The organism is Roseovarius ramblicola (assembly GCF_042430665.1).
Classification (GTDB): Bacteria; Pseudomonadota; Alphaproteobacteria; order Rhodobacterales; family Rhodobacteraceae; genus Roseovarius; species Roseovarius ramblicola.
Genome location: NZ_JBHMEC010000017.1, coordinates 516,714 through 537,470, shown reverse-complemented (window position 1 = coordinate 537,470; position 20,757 = coordinate 516,714). Strand labels below are relative to the sequence as shown.

Below are 20,757 nucleotides of genomic sequence, written 5' to 3'. Positions count from 1 at the left end.
TCGACGGGCCGCAGTGCGGCGATCCAACGTCAGTTTGGCAGTGCTTTATGCCAGCCAAACCCGAAAAACATCAGAGATCAGAGCAGGTTGCAGCCAAATCGCCGTGCCGGGGGGGCGGCCCGGCGATGCGCGGCGGGCTTCGCCCTTGATTCCGCGCATGGGTATAGACGTCAACGTCCGCTCAAGGCCACAAACGACGAGGACCCTCAGTCCGTTTCCATCCCACTGAGCCGCAGGAACAGGCTTGCCTCGTCATCGTTGCGGAAGAACGGCACCGAGGCGGGCGGGCTTCGGTCATGGGCGCGGGCGCTCACCTCGGCGAGCACCACCTCGGTAATGAACGGCAGGTCGTGGCGGCGCACCTCAGCGAGCGGCACCCACTGCAGGTGGCTCAGTTCCTCGCAGGCGGCCGAGAAATCATCCGGGTCGCCCGCGATCGCCTCGGCATGGACGAGGAAGAAACGCGCGTCGAAGCGGCGCGGGCGGCCCGGCGGCGTGATCGCGCGGAACACGAATTGCAGCGCATCGGCCACCGGCACGAGGCCACGGCCGGCGAAGCCTGTCCAATCCGGCGGGACCGCGCCGGGCCACGCGCCGGGCGTGCCGAGGGCGAGACCGGTTTCCTCCCACAGCTCGCGGATCGCGGCGGCGGCGAGCGCGTGGCCGAGATCGCTCTCGCAATCCGCGCGCAGCCGGTCGGCGCAGACCGGCGGCAGCGGTCGGGCGAGCGGCACATCGGCATCGCCCACGTCCACCGCACCGCCGGGAAACACCACCTTGTTGGGCATGAACACGGCACCGGCCCCGCGCTGGCCCATCAGCACATGGGGCGCGCCCGCGCGTTCGCGCAGCACGATCACCGTGGCGGCATCGCGCACCGGCACCTGTGCCGCGTCTGTCTGCGTCTCGGTCATGCGCCCCTCCAATCGTCTCGGGGCGTCAGTCCTCGTCCCCGAAACCGTGCATTCTCTTGGCCCATTGCAGGCCCACCATGCCCCCCTTGAGGCGCGGCAGAAGGTAGAGCGACAGCGCGATGGTGCCAACAGAGAATGTGGTGAACAGTACGAGCGGCTCGGGTCGCCATGTCTCGAACACGAACATCAGGAGCGGTGCCATCAGATGGCCGACGATCAGGATGGTCAGGTAGGCGGGCCCGTCATCGGCGCGCTGGTGGCTGAGGTCCTCGCGGCACACCGGGCAGTGGTCGCGCACCTTGAGATAGCCGCGCAGAAGCGGACCGCTGCCGCAATTGGGACACTTGCCGCGAAACCCGCGCCACATGGCGCGCCGGGTGTCGCGCTCGGCCTCTGTGACCTCGGTGATGGTTGTGTCGCGCATTCCTGCTTCCTCGCGGCTGTTGGCGCGAACATGGCCGGGCGCGCACCGGATTTGAAGGCGACAGCCCGTCCTTGCGGCACCATGTCGCGCGCCCGTGCGGGACGGACGCGAAAAAACCGGGCACGGCGCGCCGGAACCGGCAGAGGAGAGCGTATCAGCAGACAGGTGCGCGCGAAAGAGGCGGTGCCGGGAAACACGATGAACAGCAAGAGGGAAGATAATGCAACATATTGGACGTCTGGCGGGTCTCGCGCTCGTTATCGCTCTGGGCGGCGGGCTGAGCGCCGCGGTCGAGGCGCAACAGCAGAACGGCATGGGCCAGGGCATGGGGATGCATCACGGGATGCAGGGTGACGGCCCGATGGACATGGCCGAGCGTTTCGGCGAGGCCGATGCCGACGGCGACGGCAAGGTCAGCCGCGACGAGATGGTGACGCGCATGACCGAGCGGGCCACAGGCCGGATCGAGGCGCGGGTGGACCGGATGATCGCGTATCACGACGGCGACGGCGATGGCATGCTGACGCTGGAGGAAATGCGCGCAGGCCCCGCCGGGCGCATGTTCGACCGGCTCGACGCCGATGGCAATGGCGCGGTGTCACGCGAGGAATTCGCCAGGATGCGCGAGATGCGCGGGAAGATGCGGCGTGGCAAGGGCCGTGGCATGCATCACGGCATGCATCAAGGCATGCGGCATGGCGAGGGCGACGGCATGGCCCGTCACAGCCTCGGCAAGGGCAGCGTGGTGCAGGGTGATCTTGTTATCCACCACCACTATCACGAGAACTGAGCCCGCCCGCGCCCGCCGCTTGGCACGCGGCGGGCGCGGCGCTAGCCTCGTGAGATGACCATGCCGCTGGACGCCCATGACGACCTGTCAGACGAGGACCTGCTCGACGCCTTTGCCGGCGGCGACAGGGCGGCTGCGCGCACCCTCACGCTACGGCTCACGCCGCGCGTGCTGGCCCATGCCGCGCGGCTTCTGGGCAATCGCGCAGAGGCCGAGGAGGTGGCGCAGGAGGCGATGCTGCGGCTGTGGCGGCAGGCCCCGCGTTGGCGCGCGGGCGAGGCGCGTGTCACCACCTGGCTCTACCGCGTGGTGGCCAACCTGTGCATCGACCGGAAGCGGCGGGCGCGCGGCGGCACGGTGGCGCTCGACGATGTCCCCGAGCCGCCCGACCCGGCCCCCGACGCGCCCGCGTTGATGCAGACACGCACCCGCGCCGCCGCGCTGCAGGCGGCGCTGGCGGAGTTGCCTGCGCGGCAGCGGCATGCGGTGGTGCTGCGCCATATCGAGGGCTGCACCAATCCCGAGATCGCCGGGATCATGAACACCACGGTCGAGGCGGTCGAAAGTCTGACCACGCGCGGCCGGCGCGCACTGGCAACCGCGCTGTCCGCGCGCAAGGAGGAGTTGGGATATGTCGATGACTGACGAGGACAGGCGGCAGGAGGCGGCGCTCGCGCCGTTTTTCGAAGCCGCACGCAAGGCCGCGCCCGCGCCCTCACCCGACCTGATGGCGCGGGTGCTGGAGGACGCCGGGGCCGAGCAGGCGCGGTACGCGGCGGTCGTGGCGCGGCCTGCCGCGCCGCGCGCCGGTCTGTGGGCGCGTATCACGCGGGCGCTGGGCGGCTGGCCGGCGATGGCCGGACTGGGTGCGGCGGGGCTGGCCGGGGTGTGGATCGGGCTCGCCCTGCCCGAGACGCTGCCGGGTCTGGCGTCGGCTACGGGCGATTACGTGGTCGATATCGCGCCCGATCTGGCGCTGGAGACGGGAGGGGGGTTCTGATGTCTGAGCAGTCCGGGAACCACGGGCGCGGCTGGCGCGTCGTGCTGATCCTGTCGCTGGCGCTCAACCTGGTTGTGCTCGGGGCGATTGGCGGCTGGGTGTTGCGCCACGGGATCGGGCCGCATGGCGCATACGGCCCGCACGCCGCGCGAATGGCGCAGATGGGCGGGCCGCTGACCCACGCGCTCGACGCCGAGGGGCGCGAGGCCGTCGCGGCGCGATTGCGCGACGGGCGGGGCGCGCATGCGGCGCGCCGCGCGGCGCTTCGTGAAAGCTTCGAGGCGCTGCTGTCCGACCTGCGGGCGCAGCCCTTTGATCCGGCACCGGTGGAGGCACGGCTCGCCGCGCAGCGCGTGCGGGTGGCGGAGAGATTCGAGGCCGGACACGCCGCGCTGGTGGCGCACCTCATGGCGATGAGCGACGCCGGACGTTCCGCCTATGCCGGGCGGCTGGAAGAGAACGTGCGCCGCTGGCGGCACCGGCACCATCGCTAGGGTTGGCCACCTGACAGAAGCGTCCGCAGGGAAGGCGGGTATCGGGCACTGGTCCGGTATCCTTGTGTGAAACAGTCGAAGGACGACCGGCAGCCGGAAATGCGGACGACGGTGGAGTGGGACGACCGACGGGAATGGCCTGGAGGGGACGGTGGCCGTCTGGTCCCGGCGCGGAGTCAAGGCCGAAGGCCGCCGCGCCATCGCATGTCCGCCCCGTCGCACCGGAGGTGCGCCGGTATACGCGGCACGCCTTCGGCGTGACGGACAGGCGATATGGCTCAGCCAGCGCGCCGATTAAGACTTTTGCGGGTATGGAGGGATAAAGTGCCCTGAAACACCGTTGGCTCGCCTGCCCGCGGACATGCGATGGCGCGGCTCACTGCAATGCCCCCTCCAGACCAATCGCACCCCTCGCGACGCATTCGGTCACAGGCCGCACCGTTCGCACCCGGCGCTAAACTCCAAGCCACCAATCAGCCGGGCAGGGCTGGATCGGAACAGCCCGTTGACAGCGCACATCTAGGCGGAGAGGACGTAGCGCCACAACAGGTAGAGCAGCGCTCCAAACAGCATCAGGTTGAGCACGATCCCGCCCGCGATCCGCAGGAGTGCCGTCTTGCGCCGCGCGCGCCGCCCGCTGCCGCCGGGGGCGGCGTCTGCGGTGCGCGGGGCGAGCAGGCGGGCGAGCCTTGGGTGGTCCGTCCCGCGCTGACCCGCCTGAAGCGTGGCGTCGGCGCGGCGCGTCAGGCGGTCTCGCGCCGGTCCGCGCGACCCCGTCCTGTCGCACAGGCGCGCGGCGATCCGGCCGCGGGGTTGGCTGGTGTCTGTCATCGGCATGCAGCCTTCGTCTGTGTCCTCGTGCCGGGCGCAGGTCCGGCACCGGGGCTGGTCATCGGCGTGGCACGGCGCTATGCACGTCCCATGTTGAACATGATCGAGCATGGCAGCCCCTCTGACAAGCCGGGAGTGCTGATCGCGCACGGGCTCTACGGCTCGGCGCGCAACTGGGGCGTGATCGCCAAGCGGATGTCGGACAGCCGCCGCGTGGTGGCGGTGGACATGCGCAATCACGGCGGCAGCCCGTGGTTCGACAGCCATGGCTACGACGATATGGCCGGTGACCTGGCCGAGGTGATCGGGCATCTGGGCGGTGCATGGGACGTGTTGGGCCATTCGATGGGCGGCAAGGCCGCGATGGTGCTGGCGCTGACGCGGCCCGATCTGGTCAACAGCCTGATCGTGGCCGATATCGCGCCGGTGGCCTACACGCACAGTCAGGTCCAGTATGTCGAGGCGATGAAGGCGGTGGATCTGGACCGCGTCGAGCGGCGCGCCGACGCGGGCGCGCAACTGCTGGAGCGGGTGGATAACCCCGATCTGGTCCCGTTCTTCCTGCAATCGCTCGACGTGAAGGAAAAGCGTTGGCTTCTCAATCTCGACACGCTGACGCGCGAAATGCCGAAAATCATCGGGTTTCCCGATGTGTCCGGGGTCTACGAGGGCCGCACGCTGTTCCTGACGGGGGCGGAGTCGGACTATGTCGCGCCGCAGCACCGTGACCGGATCAAGGCGCTGTTTCCCGCCGCGCGCTTCGCGAAGATCCCCGGCGCGGGCCATTGGCTCCACGCCGAGAAGCCCCGCGAATTCGAGGCGGCGGTGCGCGCGTGGCTCGACGGCTGAGCGCGGCGGTCAGCCATTCTCCCAGAGCTTTTTCGTCACCACATAGGTCACCGGAAAAGCCGCGACGAAACCGAGTGCCGCGGCGATCAGGATCGGGATCAGCGTATCCTGCCCGATCACGAGCGCGGCGATGACGGCAGAGCCCGCGAGGGTGGAGCCGATGAAGAGATGCAGGATGAAACCAAGGCGCAGCATGGGCCCCTCCGGGTCTGAGGATCGTTGCGGCGATTGTTAGTCGCGGTTTCGCGCGGGCACCTTGATCTGGGTCACGATAGTCCGGATTTGCAGGCACGGGCCGCGCGAGGTATCCTTGTCGGATAGCGATATGCGGGAGACGCCCCATCACCGACAAGCGCAACCATATCGACAAGGTCCTCGAACAGTCGCAGTCGGCCTCAGCCCCGGCGCGGTCGCGGGTGGTGGCGTCCTGGCGGCGCTCGATGCTCACGCATGGGCTGGACCCCGCCGAGCGGCGCGCGCCCGAGCGGGTGGAGGCGGCCGAGTTGCGGCAGCGGCAGGTGGGGCTGGAGCAGTTCCTGCAAGTGGCCGCGCCGAAGCTGGATCAACTTTTCGGTCTGCTGGGCCATTCGGGCTGTGCCGTGCTGCTGACCGACGCCGAGGGGGTGGTGCTGGATCAGCGCTGCGCCGAGGGAGATGCGTCGATCTTCGACGATTGGGGTCTGTGGCAGGGGGCCGACTGGTCCGAGGCCGCCGAGGGCACCAACGGGATCGGCACCTGCATCGCCGAGGACCGCCGCGTCATCATCCACCGTGACGAGCATTTTCTTGCGCGCAACACCGCGATGAGCTGCATGGATGCGCCGATCTACGGGGCCGACGGGCGGATCATGGCGGCGCTTGACGTGTCCTCGGCGCGGTCGGATCAGACCGAGGCGTTCAACCGGCTGATCGGCGCGATGGTGGCGCAGACCGCGCGGCAGATCGAGGCCGACAATTTCCGCGCCGCCTATCCGCGCGCGCGTATCCTCTATGCCGATCACGACGACAGCGAGGCGGCGATGCTGCTGGCCGTCGATGGCGACGATATCGTCGTGGGGGCCACGCGCGCCGCGCGCAAGGCGTTCGGTCTGGGGCAGGCGGCGGCGATCCGCCCGGTGCCTGCAAGCGACATTTTCGGCCGCGAGGACGGGCCGCGCGGCTTTGAGAAGGCCGAGCGCGCGGCGGTGATTCGGGCGCTGGCGCGGGCCGGGGGCAATGTCTCGGAGGCCGCGCGCGCGCTCGGGATCGGGCGCGCGACGCTCTATCGGCGGATGAAACGGCTGGGTCTCAACGAAAGCACTGGCGACCTGTCTCAGGACTGAGACAGGTGCGCCCGCCCGTCCTCCGCGCATGGGGTGACGCGGGGTGCTGTGGTGTGCAGGGTAGCCTCATTCCCCGGCGGAGGACCGGGGGACAACCGGAGGAAACCCAATGAACGAGATGACACAGGTGGCGGGCCAGCAGGGCGCGCCGTTCAAGACCCGTTACGACAATTTCATCGGCGGCGCGTTCGTGCCCCCCGTGAACGGGCGCTATTTCGACAACATCACCCCGATCACCGGCGCGGTCGTGTGCGAGGTGGCGCGCTCGGACGCGGCGGATGTGGATCTGGCGCTCGATGCCGCCCATGCCGCGAAAGAGGCCTGGGGGCGGACATCCGCCACCGAACGGTCGAACATCCTGCTGAAGGTCGCCGATGTGATGGAGGCCAATCTGGAGCTTATCGCGCTGGCCGAGACATGGGACAACGGCAAGCCCATTCGCGAGACGATGGCCGCCGACATTCCGTTGGCGGTCGATCATTTTCGCTATTTTGCGGGCGTGCTGCGCGGGCAGGAAGGCACCATGTCCGAGATCGACCATGACACGGTCGCCTATCACTTCCACGAGCCGCTGGGCGTCGTGGGACAGATCATCCCGTGGAATTTCTCGATCCTGATGGCGGCGTGGAAGCTCGCGCCGGCGCTGGCGGCGGGCAATTGCATCGTGCTCAAGCCCGCCGAGCAGACCCCTGCCGCGATCATGGTGCTGGCCGAGTTGATAAACGATCTTTTGCCTGCGGGTGTGCTGAACATCGTCAACGGTCTGGGGGCCGAGGTGGGGGCGCCGCTGGCGAGATCGCCGCGCATCGCCAAGATCGCCTTTACCGGCTCGACCGAGACCGGGCGTAAGATCATGCAGGCCGCGAACGAGAACCTTATTCCCGTCACGCTGGAACTGGGCGGCAAGTCGCCCAACATCTTCTTTTCCGACGTGATGGCGCAGGACGACGCATTCCTCGACAAGGCGGTCGAGGGCTTCGTGCTCTTTGCCTTCAATCAGGGCGAGGTGTGCACCTGCCCGAGCCGCGCGCTCATTCAGGAGGATATCTACGAGGAGTTCATCACCCGCTGCATCGCCCGCGTGAAGGCGATCAAGCAGGGCGATCCGCGCGACCCCGAGACGATGGTGGGCGCGCAGGCAAGCGCCGAGCAGCAGGACAAGATCATGTCCTACCTGACCATCGGTGTCGAAGAGGGGGCCGAGGTTCTGGTCGGCGGCGAGGCCGCGCGCTTCGACGGGGACCTCTCGGGCGGCTATTACGTGCAGCCCACGATCCTGAAAGGCCACAACAAGATGCGGGTCTTCCAGGAAGAAATCTTCGGCCCCGTGGTCAGCGTCACCACCTTCAAGGACGAGGCCGAGGCGTTGGCGATCGCCAATGACACGATGTACGGCCTCGGCGCCGGGGTCTGGACCCGCGACGGCAGCCGCGCCTATCGCTTTGGTCGCGCGATCGAGGCGGGGCGTGTTTGGGTCAACAACTACCACGCCTATCCGGCGCATGCGGCCTTTGGCGGCTACAAGCAGTCGGGCGTCGGGCGCGAGAACCACAAGATGATGCTCGACCACTACCAGCAGACCAAGAACATGCTGGTCAGCTACAACCCCAACAAGCTCGGGTTTTTCTGAGGCTGTAAGCGCAACGAGTGCTGGCCGTCGGGGAAACCCGGCGGCCTTTCGGCATGTGTGCGATGACGTTTGCGACCGGTTGGCCAGCGTTGTATGGATGTGGCGACAAAAAAGGGAGACTGCGGGATGAAACGGCTGACGATCGGGTTGCTGGCCTGCATGGCGCTGGCGGCGTGCGAGACGGTGCAGGGGGCGGGGCGCGACCTGCAAAATGCCGGGCGTGCCGTGGAGCAGGCGGCGGACTGAGCCGTCGCCGCGCGCGCGGAGCGCGCGGGCTCAGGCGGCCGGACGCGGCGCGTCGAGCTCGTCCTCGGTCTCGGGCAGGCCCTCGCGCGACAAGAGCACCGCGATCGGCCGCAGCCCCGGCAGGTGGCTGAACACGATCATCGCGCCCACCATGATCGGCACCGCGAGAAACATTCCCGGTATGCCCCAGACCGCGCCCCAGAAGGCGAGGCTGATGATGATGCCAAATGACGACACCCTGAGCGCGCGACCCATCAGCATCGGGTCGATGATGTTGCCGTTGAGGAACTGGATCGCGCCGGTGATGGCAAAGATACCCAGCGTGACCGGGCCGCTGCCCAGTTGCACGAAGGCCACCAGCGCCACCAGTACCGTGGCCACGATCGAGCCGATGGCGGGGATGTAGTTTAGCACGAAGGTGAGGATGCCCAGCGCCCCGGCGAGATCGAGCTCGAAGAAGCGCGCCACGCCGTAGACCATCCCCCCCGTGACCGCGCTGACCAGCGTCTTGACCAGCAGGTAGTGGTTCACCCGGTGGATGATCGAACCGATGATGCGGCCCGCGCGCTCGGCCTGTGCGCGGTCTCCCAGCAGGCTTTCGAGCTTGGTGTCGAACCACACCCGCTCGGCGAAAAGAAAGCCCACGAAGAGGATCACCAGCACCGTGCCCTGCATCAGGCTGCCCGCCTGTCCGGCGATGGTGCGCAGATAGCCCGCGACGTCGAAGGTGGCCACCGCCTGCCGCACCGCCGTCTCCGCCTGCGGGCCGAGCCACGCCACCGCTGCGGCCAGCGCCTCGGGGGCGCGGTCGGCATAGGCGATGGTGGTCGAGAGCACCGTGTTGGCCTGCGCCAGGATGATCGCCGACAGGCTGAGCAGCGCCGAGGAGATCATCACCAGCGCCGTGAGGCTGGCCAGCCAGTTGGGGATGCGCGCCGGGCCGATGCGTACCCGCGCGATGGAATTGATCGCGTCGGAGGTGAGGCTGAAAAGGATGATCGCCGTGGCCAGAGAAATGAGCAGGAACCGTGCCTGCACCAGCAGGAACAGCACCACGGCAAACGCCATGATGATCTGTGCGACGGTGCGCACGCGCTGGAAATCCTGCGTCTCGGTGCGGAGGGGGCGGGGCTTGGTCACTTGGGCGGGCGCTCGCTTGTCGGCTGATCGGGCGGTTTACCCTCAATATCGGGAAAAACCGGGGAAGATCAATCTTGCGCGGGCGTCGACAGGACGATCGCGACGTTTTGCGCGTCGCGGGTGACCGTGATCCGGGCATTGCCGCGCGCGATATGCGCGGCCAGCAGGTGAAACTCCACCTGCCGGGGGTCGGGGGCGGGCAGGGCCGACTGGTCCGCCAGCCCGTCCCACAGCGCAGGATCGGCAGTGAGATCGCCCCCGGCTGTGACGGTGACGCGGACGTCCTGCGCGCTGCGCGCCACTGCCAGCGTGCCGCCGCGCGGCAGCGCGTGGGCGGCGCACAGGATCGCAAGGGCCAGGTGCTGTTCGGTTGCCGGTGTGAGTGGGCCGTCCAGCGCCCAATCGAACTGCAGCCGGGGGCGCGCGGCGAGGTGGCCGCGCGCCGTCGCTCCGAGGGAGGCGGCATCGCGCGCCGCGCCCGTGCCCGCCCGTCCGAAGGCCGTGCGCAGCATTTCGAGCGTGGCGCGCGCGCCGGTCAGGCTGTCGCGCAGGAGCGCCATCACCCCGGGGTCGGCGGTGCCGGGCGCGCCCGAAAGGAAATCGAGCCCGGTGAGCGCCGCGCCGACGGGGCTTGCGAGATCGTGGCAGATGCGCGAGCCTGTGAGGGCCGTGATGTCGGGGTCATCCGGCGGCATGGCTTCGGTCGGGCAGGGGGCAGGACATGACGGATCTCAACGCGCTGCTGGAGCCGGGGATGCTGGTGGAGAACCCCGACCGCCCCGACTGGGGTGTGGGGCAGGTGCAGTCGAATATCGGCGGGCGCATCACGGTGAACTTTCGCGAAGAGGGCAAGGTGGTGATCGACGGCAACCGCGTGACACTGTTGCCGGTCCTTGATGGCTGATCGCGGTTAGCAAAGGGTTAACACCGGTTGATATCACGGGCGGTGCAAACGGGCCAGCACCGCGTTGCAACCCGGGGCGCGGCTGCGTAGAAGCCTTGCAGCCGCATCAGAGACGAGGCCGATGACCGGACATGCCCCCCGATTCCGTGCCGAGCTTGCGCATGACCCCGCCGATATCGAGGCCGCGCAACGGCTACGCTACGAGGTTTTCGTCGAGGAACTGGGTGGCGACGGGCCGCTTGTGGATCACGCCGCACGGCTGGAACGCGACCGCTTCGACCCGGTCTTCGACCATCTGATCCTGCGCGATCTGAGCCGCGCGGGTGCCGTGGTGGGCGTCTACCGTCTGCTGCGCGAGGAGGGCGCGGCGCGCGCCGGGCAGTTCTATTCCGAGGACGAGTACGACCTCGCGCCGCTCCGCGCGAGCGGGCGGCGGCTGCTGGAGCTGGGCCGGTCCTGCGTGGCGCGCCCCTATCGCGGCGGCGAGGCGCTCTATCAACTGTGGCAGGGGCTGGCGCGCTATGTCGAGCGGCACGGGATCGAGGTGCTGTTCGGTGTGGCGAGCTTTCACGGCACCGATGTGGGCGCGCTGGCGCAGCCTTTGTCGTTGCTCCATCACCGTCATCTCGCGCCGCCCGCGCTGCGGGTGCGGGCGCGGGAAGGGCATTTCCAGCCGATGGACCTGGTGGCGGAGACCGATGTGGACCGGTTCGCGGCGATGCGCGCCGTGCCGGCGCTGATCAAGGCCTATCTGCGGCTGGGAGGCTGCGTGGGCGAGGGGGCCTATGTCGATCATGCGTTCAACACCACCGATGTGTGCCTGGTCATGGATACCGCGCTGCTGAGCGCGCGCCAGCGCGCGCTCTACACGCGCGGCGGCGACGGATGAGCGTCACTTGGCACTCGCCCGCGCCCCGGCCCGCAGTCGCCCGCGCCCCGGGGCACTGGCGGCGGGTGGCGTGGCGCGGGGCGCGCATCGCGCTGGTGATCGGGGCGGGGGTACTGGCGACGCTGCTGCTGCGGCCGGTGGAGCGGCCGGTGCACGGCATGGCGCGGCCGTGGACGCAGCCGGTCACCGTGTGGGTGTGCCGCCGGGTGCTGGTCATCCTGCGGATCGCGCACGAGGTGGCGGGCACGCCGATGGAGGGGCCCGGTGCGGTGGTGGCAAACCATGTCTCATGGCTCGACATCTTCGCTCTCAATGCGCGCAAACGGGTGTATTTCGTGTCCAAGGCCGAGGTGGCGGGCTGGCCCGGCATCGGGTTCCTGGCGCGGCTGGTCGGCACGGTGTTCATCACCCGCGACCCGCGCGCGGCGAGGGCGCACACGGCGCTCTTGCAGGCGCGGCTGGCGGCGGGGCAGCGGTTGTTGTTCTTTCCCGAGGGCACGAGCACCGACGGGATGCGCGTGCGCCCGTTCAAGACGACGCTGTTCGAGGCGCTCTGCGCCCCCGGCACGGGGCTGGACGGGGCGCGGGTGCAGCCCGTCACGCTGGTCTACGAGGCCCCCGAGGGCACCGACCCGCGCGTCTACGGCTGGTGGGGGGACATGGCGTTCGCAAGCCACCTGCTGACGGTTCTGGGGATGCCGCGGCAGGGGCGGGTGCGCGTGGTGTGCCACACTCCCGTGCCGCTCGGCGAGGGACGCAAGGCGCTGGCCGCCGCTTGCGAGGCGGCGGTGCGGGCGGGGATGCCGGAGGACCGGCGCGGGGTGTGAAGAGGGGGCGGACTGGCCCGGTGCGGACGGTCGGTATAATGGCCCGGCGCGGCGCATCGCCTTGCGCTCATGATCCGCAACAGGGCATTCCGGGCGAAACCGTCTTTGCCGTGCGCCGCTAACCGCTTGCCCCCCATACCGGGCTGTCCTACACAAGGCGGGAGCGCAACGAAGGAGGGCGGCGATGCGTCGAGTCGTGGTGACCGGGCTGGGAATCGTCTCCAGCATCGGCAACAACGCCGAGGAGGTTCTGGCCTCGCTGCGGGAGGGGCGATCGGGGATCGTCGCGGATGACGCGATGGCCGAGCACGGCTTTCGCAGTCGGGTGGCGGGCGCGATCAATATCGACATCGCCGCGCATGTCGACAAGCGCACGCTGCGGTTCATGGGGCCGGGTGCTGCCTATGCCCATATCGCCATGGAGCAGGCCATCGCCGATTCGGGGCTGGAGGAGGCCGATATCGTCAACCCGCGCACCGGGCTGATCGCCGGTTCGGGCGGGCCATCGACCTCGGCCATGTTGCAGGCGCACCAGACGGTGCTCAAGTCCGGCGGCACGCGGCGCGTCGGGCCGTTCGCCGTGCCCAAGACCATGTGCTCGACGATCTCGGCCAATCTGTGCACCGCGCACCGGATCAAGGGCATCAACTACTCCATCACCTCGGCCTGCTCGACCTCGCTGCACTGCATCGGCAACGCTGCCGAGCAGATCATGATGGGCAAGCAGGACGTGATGTTCGCCGGCGGCGGCGAGGAACTGGACTGGACGCTGTCGTGCCTGTTCGACGCGATGGGCGCGATGTCATCGAAGTTCAACGACGATCCGGCACGCGCCAGCCGCGCGTTCGACGCCGATCGCGATGGGTTCGTGATCTCGGGCGGCGGCGGCATCGTGGTGCTGGAGGATCGCGACCACGCGCTGGCGCGTGGCGGGAAGATCTATGCCGAGATCACCGGCTACGGGGCCACCTCGGACGGCGAGGATATGGTCGCGCCCTCGGGTGAGGGCGGCGAGCGGGCGATGCGGCTGGCGCTCTCGACGCTGCCCGAGGGCCGCGCGGTGAGCTATATCAACGCGCATGGTACATCCACCCCGGTGGGCGACGTGGGCGAGGTCGAGGCGGTGCGCCGCATCTTCGGGCACGGCACGACGCCCCCCATCAGCTCGACCAAGTCGATGACCGGCCACAGCCAGGGGGCCACCGGCGCGCAGGAGGCAATCTACTGCCTGCTGGCGCTCGAGCACGATTTCATCATCCCGTCGATCAATGTCGAGACGCTCGACCCCGCGCTCGACGCGGGCGAGATCGCCACCGCACGGGTGGACGCGGCCGGGCTCGACACGGTGATGACCAACAGTTTCGGCTTTGGCGGCACCAACGGGGCCATGCTGCTGAGCAAGTATCACGGATGACGGGCAGATGACGATTTCGATGCAGGGCAAGCGCGGGCTGATCATGGGGGTGGCCAATGATCGGTCGATCGCCTGGGGGATCGCCCGCGAGATGCGCGCGGCGGGGGCAGAGCTGGCCTTTACCTACCAGGGCGAGGCGTTCGGCAAGCGCGTGGCCCCGCTGGCCGAAAGCCTCGGGTCCGACCTGCTTCTCGACGTGGACGTGACCGACGACGAGTCGCTCGGAGCGGCGTTCGGCACGCTGGCCGGGCGCTGGCCGACGATTGATTTCGTGGTCCATGCCATCGCCTATTCGGACAAGTCGGAGCTGACCGGGCGGTTCCTCAACACCTCCCGCGCGAATTTCAAGCATTCGCTCGATATCTCGACCTATTCCTTCATCGAGGTGGCGCGGCGCGCCTATCCGATGATGAAGGCGAATGGCGGATGCCTGCTGACCCTGACCTATCAGGGGTCGAACAAGGTGGTCCCGAATTACAATGTCATGGGCGTGGCCAAGGCCGCGCTGGAGGCGACGACGCGTTACCTCGCCAACGATCTCGGCCCCGACGGCATCCGCGTCAACGCGCTTAGCCCCGGCCCGATGAAGACGCTGGCGGGCGCGGCGATCGGGGGTGCGCGCAAGACCTTCAAGCACACGGAGATGAACGCGCCGATGCGCGCGAATGCCACGCTGGAGGCGATCGGCGGCACGGCGGTCTGGCTTGCCTCGGACGCCGGGGCGTGCACCAGTGGCGAGATCATCCATATTGATTGCGGTTACCATGTTCTGGGGATGCCACAGGCCGAGAACCTCTGAGCGCCACCCCCGCGCCGTTCCGGTGCCGTCTTTTCGCCGCATTTCCGCCACCGTCCGGTGGCAATGTTTCGCGATGGCGATGCCATTCCCCGATATCGCGCCGCCCCGGGCGGATAGACGCGCCGCGCGCGCACGGCGCGCGCGACTCTGGGCCTGGCCGGTGCGGCTGGCGCTGCTGGCCTGTCTCGGGGTCGCGATCTGGCAGGAGCCGCGGTTGTCGCCCTCGCTGCACGCGCGGATGCAGGCGACCGTCGCCCATGCGCAGGCCATGCTGGAGCGCACGGCGGGGGCCGGGCGGCGGCTGGCCTGGGCTGGTCGCATCTCTCCCTACAAGGGGGCGGGCGTCTCGGGGTGGATCGTCGAGGTGTTGTCACCCTGAGGCGGCACGCGGGGCGGGCCACGCCACGCGCCCGTGATCGCGGCATGTGTTGATCACGACGCGAAAATGCCCATCTTGAGGGCATGACACAGATGAACCGCACCCACCCGAACGTGCCGGGCGTGGATCAGTCGGACCGCACGGTCCCCGCGAACCTGCGCCAATCCGGTCCCACCCCCGTGCAGATGCTGATTTCCACCCGCGTGCGCAAATCGCCGTTCTGGCACCTGTCGATCGAGGCGGGGGCGTGGCGCGCAACGGTCTATAACCGCATGTACCACCCGCGCGGATATGCAAGGCCCGAGGATGGCGGGGCGATGGCCGAATACCGCGCGCTGGTCAACGGCGTGACCCTGTGGAACGTCGCGGTGGAGCGGCAGATCCGGGTCAAGGGTCCCGACGCGGAGGATTTCGTCAACACCGTCATCACCCGTGACGCCACCTGCATCGCGCCGATGCACGGCAAATACTGCATCCTGTGCAACGACCGGGGCGGTATCCTCAACGATCCGGTGCTGTTGCGGCTGGCCGAGGATGAATTCTGGTTCTCGATCTCCGACAGCGACCTGATGCTGTGGTTGCAGGGGGTCAACACGCCCCGGCGCTGGGATGTCGATATCCGCGAGCTGGACGTGGCCCCGTTGCAGGTGCAGGGGCCGTTGTCGGAGGATCTGATGGCCGATCTGCTGGGTGAGGGGCTGCGCGACATTCCCTATTACGGGCTGATGGAGGCGCAGATCGAGGGCTGTCCGGTGGTCATCAGCCAGACTGGGTTCAGTGGCGAGAAGGGATACGAGATCTATGTCCGCAATGCCTCGCAGACCGCCGAGCGCGTGTGGTACGCGCTGCGCGGGATCGGGGCGCATTACGGCCTGCGGGTGATCGCGCCGGGCCATCACCGCCGTATCGCGGCGGGCATCCTGTCCTGGGGGCAGGACATGGATGCCGAAACCTCGCCGTTTCAGGTCAACCTCGCCTACCAGGTGCCGCGCCACAAGAGCGCCGACTACATCGGCAAACCCGCGCTCGAGGCGCAGCGCGACGAGATCGAGGCGGGGCGCTACCCGTTCGCGCTCAAGCTGGTGGGGCTCAAGATGGGCGGCAAGCCGATCACCGATTACGCGCCGGATTTCTGGCTGGTCGCCGACGAGGATGATCTGCGCTGCGGTTATGTCACCTCACCGTGGTATTCGCCCGACCTGGAGCAGAACATCGCCCTGGCCTTTGTGCCGTGGGACAAGTCGGGCATCGGCACGCGGCTGCGGGTGGAACTGCCGGAGATGTATCAGGAAACCTCGGGAAGGTCGGTCTCGGCGATCGTGTCGGAGGTGCCGTTCGTGGCCTCGGCCCATCCCAGCGCGCGCGAGCGCCGGAAAGACGGCGGATCCTGAGCGCCGGTCAGAACCACTGCCCCGGCTCGATCAGCCCGAGATCGAGCAACTGGCGCGAGTGCCATTCGAAGGGCACCGAATTGTGACAGGTGAAGGTGGCGATGTCGAAGGTCGAGCCGGGGTTGCTCTTGAGCGCCTTGGCGGTGCGGAAGGAAGCGATGGCCGCCGTCAGGCTGTTGTGCCAGGGGCAGGCGTAGGTGTTGTATTCCTCGTCCGAAAAAGTGTGATCGGCGCGCAGCGTGACGTCGGGCTGAGCGCGAAACAGCGCTATGCGGTCGATCTTGCGACGGTCGGGGGGGATGTGCTCCTCGAACCGCCAGCGCAGCCCGCCGTGAAAATCGAGCTGGCGCTCCCTGGGGTGGTTGTGGTTGCCGGGGTCTGGCCGCCCCAGCGCGTAATAGCCCGACCGGTCGAGTTGCGCCTCTTCGAGAGAGACGGCATCGGGGTGGCGCCCGAGATCGGGTGCGTAGAGGTCGATCACGTAGGTGAGCATCGCGTCGCGCCGTTCCTCGGTGTGGAAGGTAAGCAGATCACCAATCGTGCGCGTCTCGCAGAACGGGTAGAACAGGTATTCGGCATTGTAGCAGTAATACATCCACCGGCCCGGTGCGGCTGCGGCAACCGCATTGACGGCGGCGATGGGATCGTCGCCGCTGGCGGTGTCGAAGCGGATCCGGCGGACTGTCGGCTCGGAGATCACATCCGGCGCGGTGGCAAAGGCGTCGGGCGCGAACAGCAGCACCGAGCGGAACCCGAGGTCGAGATGGTGGCGCAGGGTCGAGTCGATCTCGGTCTCGTCCTCGGCGAAGATCATCGCCACGGGCCCCTTCGCAAGCGCGGTGCCGGGCGCGGCCAGGAATTGCTTGAGCGTGGCTGCCGTCATGTGTCTGTCCTGCCCGTTTCGGTGCAGGGTCGGCAAAACCGGCGGGCATTGCAAGAGGGGCGTGCCCTGATGTAGGAGCCGGTCGAGACCTCTGATGCAGGAGCCGGGCGCATGGCCGATCCGAAAAAGCTCTATATCCGCACCTATGGCTGTCAGATGAACGTCTATGACAGCGAGCGCATGGCCGAGGCCATGGGCGGGGCGGGCTATGTCGGGACCGACCGTCCCGAGGAGGCCGACATGATCCTGCTCAACACCTGCCATATCCGCGAAAAAGCCGCCGAGAAGGTCTATTCCGAACTGGGCCGGTTGCGCAGCCTGAAGGCCGACAATCCCGATCTGAAGATCGGCGTGGCGGGCTGCGTGGCGCAGGCCGAGGGCGAGGAGATCATGCGCCGGCAGCCTCTGGTCGATCTGGTGGTGGGGCCACAGAGCTATCACCGCTTGCCGCAGATGGAGGCGCGGGTGCGCGCCGGCGAAACCGCGCTCGACACCGATTTCCCGGCTGATGACAAGTTCGACACGCTGCGGCATCGTCCCAAGGCGAAGCGCGGCCCGACCGCGTTCCTGACCGTGCAGGAGGGCTGCGACAAGTTCTGCGCCTTCTGCGTGGTCCCGTATACGCGCGGGTCCGAGGTGAGCCGTCCGGCGTCGCGCGTGCTGGAAGAGGCGCGCGATCTGGTGGAGCGCGGGGTGCGCGAGATCACCCTGCTGGGGCAGAACGTCAACGCCTATCATGGGGCCGGAGAGGGCGGGGACTGGAGCCTCGCGCGGCTCATTTGGGCCCTCGACGACATCGACGGGCTGGAGCGCATCCGCTTTACCACCAGCCACCCCAACGACATGACCGACGACCTGATCGCGGCGCATGGGGCGTGCGCCAAGCTGATGCCCTATCTGCACCTGCCGGTGCAGTCGGGCAGCGACCGCATTCTCAAGCGGATGAACCGCAAGCACACCGCCGAGGGCTATATCCGCCTGATCGAGCGGATCCGCGCGGCGCGGCCCGATATCCTCATCTCGGGCGATTTCATTACCGGCTTTCCCGAGGAAACCGAGGACGATTTCCAGGCCACGCTCGACCTGATCGAGGCCGTGGGTTACGGGCAGGCGTTTTCGTTCAAGTATTCCACGCGCCCTGGCACCCCCGCCGCCGAGCGCGGCCAGGTGGACGAGGACGTCAAGGCCGATCGGCTGCACCGGCTGCAGGACCTCATCACCCGGCAGCAGCGCGCGGTGCAGGACGCGATGGTGGGCCGCACCGTGGGCGTGCTGTTCGAGAAACCGGGACGGTTGCCGGGACAGATGGTTGGCAAGTCCGACCACCTGCACGCGGTGCATGTCGCCGATGCGGGGCTCGGGGCGGGCGATCTGGCGCAGGTCGAGATCGTCGAGAGCGGGGCCAATTCGCTGGCCGGACGGATCGTCGCGTAGCGCCGCGATTGTGGCACGATTGCGGCGCGTTGGGCATTGTTTCCCATCTGTCCACAATATCTGGTGAAATTCGCTTCACATGGAGTGGAAATCGGATAAACTTGTCAGTGATTTGACAAAGGTCGCGTCTGTCCGGGCGCGGGATTGTGCGGATGGGGGGCTGAGATGGTGACAAGCAGGATATCCGGGATACTGTGCCGGGCGGCGGGCGGTGCCGCTGCGCTGGCGCTTGGCATGTCGGCTCTGGCCGGGCCGGCAAGCGCGCAGCAGGGTCAGCGCACCGTTATCGGCGAGCGCTATGTTCCGACCATTTGGGTCGATCCCGACGGCTGCGAACACTGGGTGATGGATGACGGGGCCGAGGGTTATATGAGCCCGCATGTCAACCGCCAGGGCATCCCCGTCTGCCGCGAGGCCAACCTGTGCGGCACCGTCAACACCGACACGCTCTTTGCCACCGACAGCGCGCGCATCCATCCCTCGGGCAAGCAGCGGCTGCGCGAGTTCTTTCAGCAGACGGAGGCCGTGTCCTACACCATCGTCGGCCATACCGACAGCCGCGCCGCAGACGAATACAACATGCGCCTGTCCTATCGCCGCGCCAATTCGGTGGCGTCGGTCGCGCGTAGCATGGGGGCGCGCATCGCGGATGTGCGCGGCTACGGCGAGCGCCAGCCCAAGGCGTCGAACAACACCGCCGACGGTATGGCGCAGAATCGCCGCGTCGAGATCATGTGCTGGCGCTGAGGGGATATTTGACATGACAGTTTTCAGGATCGCATTCGCCCTGCCGGTGATCGGGCTGCTTTCGGCTTGTGGCCACGGAGGCGTGGGGCCGGACAAGACACAGGACCGCGGCACCGACAAGAAGCATCTGAGCCAGTTGCGGGCCGGTATCTGGGTCGATCCCAACGGCTGCGATCACTGGATCATCGACGACGGGGTCGAAGGATATCTGTCGCAGCGGCTCGACAAGTACGGCAAGCCGGTCTGCTCGGGGGCGGCACCGCCCACGGTGGCAACGGGGCCGTTCAAGGACGGCAGCAACATTTCCGATCCGCTCTGACCGTGACAATGCCGCACATCGGCGCGGGCGCGGGGCCGGGCGGTCTCGCGCCCGTCACGCGCTTGTCGCTTGCGCCCGGCGGCACATCTTGGCACGCTCGGGCGGCAACTCTGATCCTGGGAGACCTGATTGGGTAACACCGCATCGCCCCCCGCCCCCGAATCGCTTCACGAGACGGCGGTCGAATTTCCCGACAACAAGCTGCTGATCGACCTGTGCGGCGAATACGACCGGAATCTCGCCGAGATCGAGCGCGTTCTCGGCGTGCAGATCGTGCGGCGCGGCAACCTGCTTGCCGTGCTGGGCGAGGAGGCCCCGACCGCCGAGGCAACCGGTGTGCTCAACGCGCTCTACGCCCGGCTCGAGGGCGGCAAGGACGTGGAATTCGCCGATGTGGACCGTGAGTTGCGGATGGGGGCCGACGACGCGGACAGCGGCGCGCTCGATGGCGATCAACTGGAGATGTTCAAGGGCGGCGCGGTGGAGATCCGTACCCGCAAGAAACTGATCGAGCCACGCACCGATGCGCAAAAGGCCTATGTGAAATCGCTCTACGCGAACGAGCTGGCCTTTGGCATCGGGCCCGCGGGCACCGGCAAGACCTATCTTGCCGTGGCCGTCGGCGTGAACATGTTCATAGAGGGGCATGTCGACCGCATCATCCTGGCGCGTCCCGCGGTCGAGGCGGGCGAGAAGCTGGGCTATCTGCCCGGCGACATGAAGGACAAGGTCGACCCCTACATGCAGCCGCTCTACGACGCGCTGAACGATTTCTTGCCGGGCAAGCAACTGGCCAAGCTGATCGAGGAAAAGCGCATCGAGATCGCGCCGCTGGCGTTCATGCGCGGACGCACGCTGTCGAATGCCTTCGTGGTGCTGGACGAGGCGCAGAACGCCACCTCTATGCAGATGAAGATGTTCCTGACCCGGCTGGGCGAGGGCAGTCGCATGGTCATCACCGGCGACCGCACGCAGATCGACCTGCCGCGCGGCGTGCCCTCGGGGCTTGCGGATGCCGAGCGGCTGCTGGGGTCCATCCCGCAGATCAGCTTCAACTACTTCTCGGCGCGCGACGTGGTGCGCCACCCGCTGGTGGCGGCGATCATCGAGGCCTACGAGGCCGATGGCTGA

26 protein-coding genes are annotated in these 20,757 nt (G+C 68.0%); 19 read left to right on the top strand and 7 right to left on the bottom strand.

The window, feature by feature from the left end:
* Nucleotides 1-206: 206 nt before the first annotated feature.
* Together ACFFU4_RS13305 and ACFFU4_RS13300 are read right to left on the bottom strand one after the other, a co-directional pair.
* Nucleotides 207-914, bottom strand: coding sequence for an NUDIX hydrolase (locus ACFFU4_RS13305; RefSeq protein WP_377070257.1), 708 nt, complete (start codon nt 912-914; stop codon nt 207-209).
* A gap of 25 nt (nt 915-939) precedes the next feature.
* Nucleotides 940-1,338, bottom strand: coding sequence for a DUF983 domain-containing protein (locus tag ACFFU4_RS13300; protein ID WP_377070256.1), 399 nt, complete (start codon nt 1,336-1,338; stop codon nt 940-942).
* A gap of 220 nt (nt 1,339-1,558) precedes the next feature.
* Between ACFFU4_RS13300 and ACFFU4_RS13295 the strand changes: the two genes are divergently transcribed.
* From ACFFU4_RS13295 to ACFFU4_RS13280, 4 genes are read left to right on the top strand one after another with little or no spacing between them, the layout of a single operon-like run.
* The gene (locus ACFFU4_RS13295) at nt 1,559-2,128 is read left to right on the top strand and encodes an EF-hand domain-containing protein (protein WP_377070255.1); all 570 of its coding nucleotides are present in this window, start codon (nt 1,559-1,561) and stop codon (nt 2,126-2,128) included.
* Between the two features lie 54 nt (nt 2,129-2,182).
* Nucleotides 2,183-2,773, top strand: a complete 591-nt coding sequence (locus ACFFU4_RS13290) for an RNA polymerase sigma factor (RefSeq protein WP_377070254.1) — start codon at nt 2,183-2,185, stop codon at nt 2,771-2,773.
* Nucleotides 2,760-3,128 carry a hypothetical protein gene (locus ACFFU4_RS13285; protein ID WP_377070253.1) on the top strand — a complete coding sequence of 123 codons (369 nt, stop codon included), beginning with the start codon at nt 2,760-2,762 and terminating at the stop codon, nt 3,126-3,128. The genes ACFFU4_RS13290 and ACFFU4_RS13285 overlap by 14 nt, the downstream gene beginning before the upstream one ends.
* The gene (locus ACFFU4_RS13280) at nt 3,128-3,622 is read left to right on the top strand and encodes a periplasmic heavy metal sensor (RefSeq protein ID WP_377070252.1); all 495 of its coding nucleotides are present in this window, start codon (nt 3,128-3,130) and stop codon (nt 3,620-3,622) included. The genes ACFFU4_RS13285 and ACFFU4_RS13280 overlap by 1 nt, the downstream gene beginning before the upstream one ends.
* 519 nt (nt 3,623-4,141) lie before the next feature.
* On the opposite strand, the gene ACFFU4_RS13275 is transcribed toward ACFFU4_RS13280, so the two are convergent.
* Entirely contained in the window at nt 4,142-4,453 is a 312-nt protein-coding gene (locus ACFFU4_RS13275) for a hypothetical protein (protein ID WP_377070251.1), read from the bottom strand.
* Nucleotides 4,454-4,543: 90 nt separating this feature from the next.
* On the opposite strand from ACFFU4_RS13275, the gene ACFFU4_RS13270 reads away from it, so the two are divergent.
* Nucleotides 4,544-5,302 carry an alpha/beta fold hydrolase gene (locus tag ACFFU4_RS13270; RefSeq protein WP_377070250.1) on the top strand — a complete coding sequence of 253 codons (759 nt, stop codon included), beginning with the start codon at nt 4,544-4,546 and terminating at the stop codon, nt 5,300-5,302.
* Nucleotides 5,303-5,311: 9 nt separating this feature from the next.
* On the opposite strand, the gene ACFFU4_RS13265 is transcribed toward ACFFU4_RS13270, so the two are convergent.
* Nucleotides 5,312-5,497 carry a CTP synthetase gene (locus ACFFU4_RS13265; RefSeq protein ID WP_377070249.1) on the bottom strand — a complete coding sequence of 62 codons (186 nt, stop codon included), beginning with the start codon at nt 5,495-5,497 and terminating at the stop codon, nt 5,312-5,314.
* Between the two features lie 245 nt (nt 5,498-5,742).
* Here ACFFU4_RS13265 and ACFFU4_RS13260 point away from each other — a divergent pair, with 245 nt between their 5' ends.
* The 3 genes from ACFFU4_RS13260 (at nt 5,743) to ACFFU4_RS13250 (ending at nt 8,500) form a co-directional block, all read left to right on the top strand.
* On the top strand, nt 5,743-6,624 hold the full coding sequence (locus ACFFU4_RS13260) for a GAF domain-containing protein (RefSeq protein WP_377070248.1): 882 nt from the start codon (nt 5,743-5,745) through the stop codon (nt 6,622-6,624).
* 109 nt (nt 6,625-6,733) lie between these two features.
* Nucleotides 6,734-8,254: an aldehyde dehydrogenase gene (adh, locus tag ACFFU4_RS13255; protein ID WP_377070247.1), complete on the top strand. Its 1,521-nt coding sequence runs from the start codon at nt 6,734-6,736 to the stop codon at nt 8,252-8,254.
* A gap of 126 nt (nt 8,255-8,380) precedes the next feature.
* Nucleotides 8,381-8,500, top strand: a complete 120-nt coding sequence (locus ACFFU4_RS13250) for an entericidin A/B family lipoprotein (RefSeq protein ID WP_377070246.1) — start codon at nt 8,381-8,383, stop codon at nt 8,498-8,500.
* 30 nt (nt 8,501-8,530) lie between these two features.
* Here the strand turns inward: ACFFU4_RS13250 and ACFFU4_RS13245 are convergent, their stop codons facing one another.
* Together ACFFU4_RS13245 and ACFFU4_RS13240 are read right to left on the bottom strand one after the other, a co-directional pair.
* A complete protein-coding gene (locus ACFFU4_RS13245) occupies nt 8,531-9,568 on the bottom strand; it encodes an AI-2E family transporter (protein WP_377070341.1) in 1,038 nt (345 codons plus the stop codon).
* A gap of 140 nt (nt 9,569-9,708) precedes the next feature.
* The gene (locus tag ACFFU4_RS13240; RefSeq protein ID WP_377070245.1) at nt 9,709-10,335 is read right to left on the bottom strand and encodes a histidine phosphotransferase family protein; all 627 of its coding nucleotides are present in this window, start codon (nt 10,333-10,335) and stop codon (nt 9,709-9,711) included.
* Nucleotides 10,336-10,361: 26 nt separating this feature from the next.
* Between ACFFU4_RS13240 and ACFFU4_RS13235 the strand changes: the two genes are divergently transcribed.
* From ACFFU4_RS13235 to ACFFU4_RS13205, 7 genes are all read left to right on the top strand, one after another.
* Nucleotides 10,362-10,544 (top strand): DUF3553 domain-containing protein, encoded by a 183-nt coding sequence (locus ACFFU4_RS13235; RefSeq protein ID WP_377070244.1) that lies wholly within the window; start codon nt 10,362-10,364, stop codon nt 10,542-10,544.
* A 121-nt stretch (nt 10,545-10,665) separates the two neighbouring features.
* Entirely contained in the window at nt 10,666-11,433 is a 768-nt protein-coding gene (gene olsB / locus ACFFU4_RS13230) for an L-ornithine N(alpha)-acyltransferase (protein ID WP_377070243.1), read from the top strand.
* Nucleotides 11,430-12,260: a lyso-ornithine lipid O-acyltransferase gene (gene olsA / locus ACFFU4_RS13225; RefSeq protein WP_377070242.1), complete on the top strand. Its 831-nt coding sequence runs from the start codon at nt 11,430-11,432 to the stop codon at nt 12,258-12,260. Before olsB ends, olsA begins: the two co-directional genes overlap by 4 nt.
* Before the next feature lie 184 nt (nt 12,261-12,444).
* Nucleotides 12,445-13,674: a beta-ketoacyl-ACP synthase I gene (gene fabB / locus ACFFU4_RS13220; protein ID WP_377070241.1), complete on the top strand. Its 1,230-nt coding sequence runs from the start codon at nt 12,445-12,447 to the stop codon at nt 13,672-13,674.
* A 7-nt stretch (nt 13,675-13,681) separates the two neighbouring features.
* The gene (locus ACFFU4_RS13215) at nt 13,682-14,473 is read left to right on the top strand and encodes an enoyl-ACP reductase FabI (RefSeq protein ID WP_377070240.1); all 792 of its coding nucleotides are present in this window, start codon (nt 13,682-13,684) and stop codon (nt 14,471-14,473) included.
* A 73-nt stretch (nt 14,474-14,546) separates the two neighbouring features.
* Complete coding sequence (locus ACFFU4_RS13210; protein ID WP_377070239.1) at nt 14,547-14,852, top strand: hypothetical protein; 306 nt, start codon at nt 14,547-14,549, stop codon at nt 14,850-14,852.
* A gap of 83 nt (nt 14,853-14,935) precedes the next feature.
* On the top strand, nt 14,936-16,243 hold the full coding sequence (locus ACFFU4_RS13205) for a glycine cleavage T C-terminal barrel domain-containing protein (RefSeq protein ID WP_377070238.1): 1,308 nt from the start codon (nt 14,936-14,938) through the stop codon (nt 16,241-16,243).
* 7 nt (nt 16,244-16,250) lie between these two features.
* On the opposite strand, the gene ACFFU4_RS13200 is transcribed toward ACFFU4_RS13205, so the two are convergent.
* On the bottom strand, nt 16,251-17,126 hold the full coding sequence (locus ACFFU4_RS13200) for a glycosyltransferase family protein (protein ID WP_377070237.1): 876 nt from the start codon (nt 17,124-17,126) through the stop codon (nt 16,251-16,253).
* A gap of 111 nt (nt 17,127-17,237) precedes the next feature.
* On the opposite strand from ACFFU4_RS13200, the gene miaB reads away from it, so the two are divergent.
* The 4 genes from miaB (at nt 17,238) to ACFFU4_RS13180 (ending at nt 20,757) form a co-directional block, all read left to right on the top strand.
* Nucleotides 17,238-18,560, top strand: a complete 1,323-nt coding sequence (gene miaB / locus ACFFU4_RS13195) for a tRNA (N6-isopentenyl adenosine(37)-C2)-methylthiotransferase MiaB (RefSeq protein WP_377070236.1) — start codon at nt 17,238-17,240, stop codon at nt 18,558-18,560.
* Nucleotides 18,561-18,725: 165 nt separating this feature from the next.
* A complete protein-coding gene (locus tag ACFFU4_RS13190; protein ID WP_377070235.1) occupies nt 18,726-19,307 on the top strand; it encodes an OmpA family protein in 582 nt (193 codons plus the stop codon).
* A 13-nt stretch (nt 19,308-19,320) separates the two neighbouring features.
* The gene (locus tag ACFFU4_RS13185; protein ID WP_377070234.1) at nt 19,321-19,626 is read left to right on the top strand and encodes a hypothetical protein; all 306 of its coding nucleotides are present in this window, start codon (nt 19,321-19,323) and stop codon (nt 19,624-19,626) included.
* A 129-nt stretch (nt 19,627-19,755) separates the two neighbouring features.
* Complete coding sequence (locus ACFFU4_RS13180; RefSeq protein ID WP_377070233.1) at nt 19,756-20,757, top strand: PhoH family protein; 1,002 nt, start codon at nt 19,756-19,758, stop codon at nt 20,755-20,757.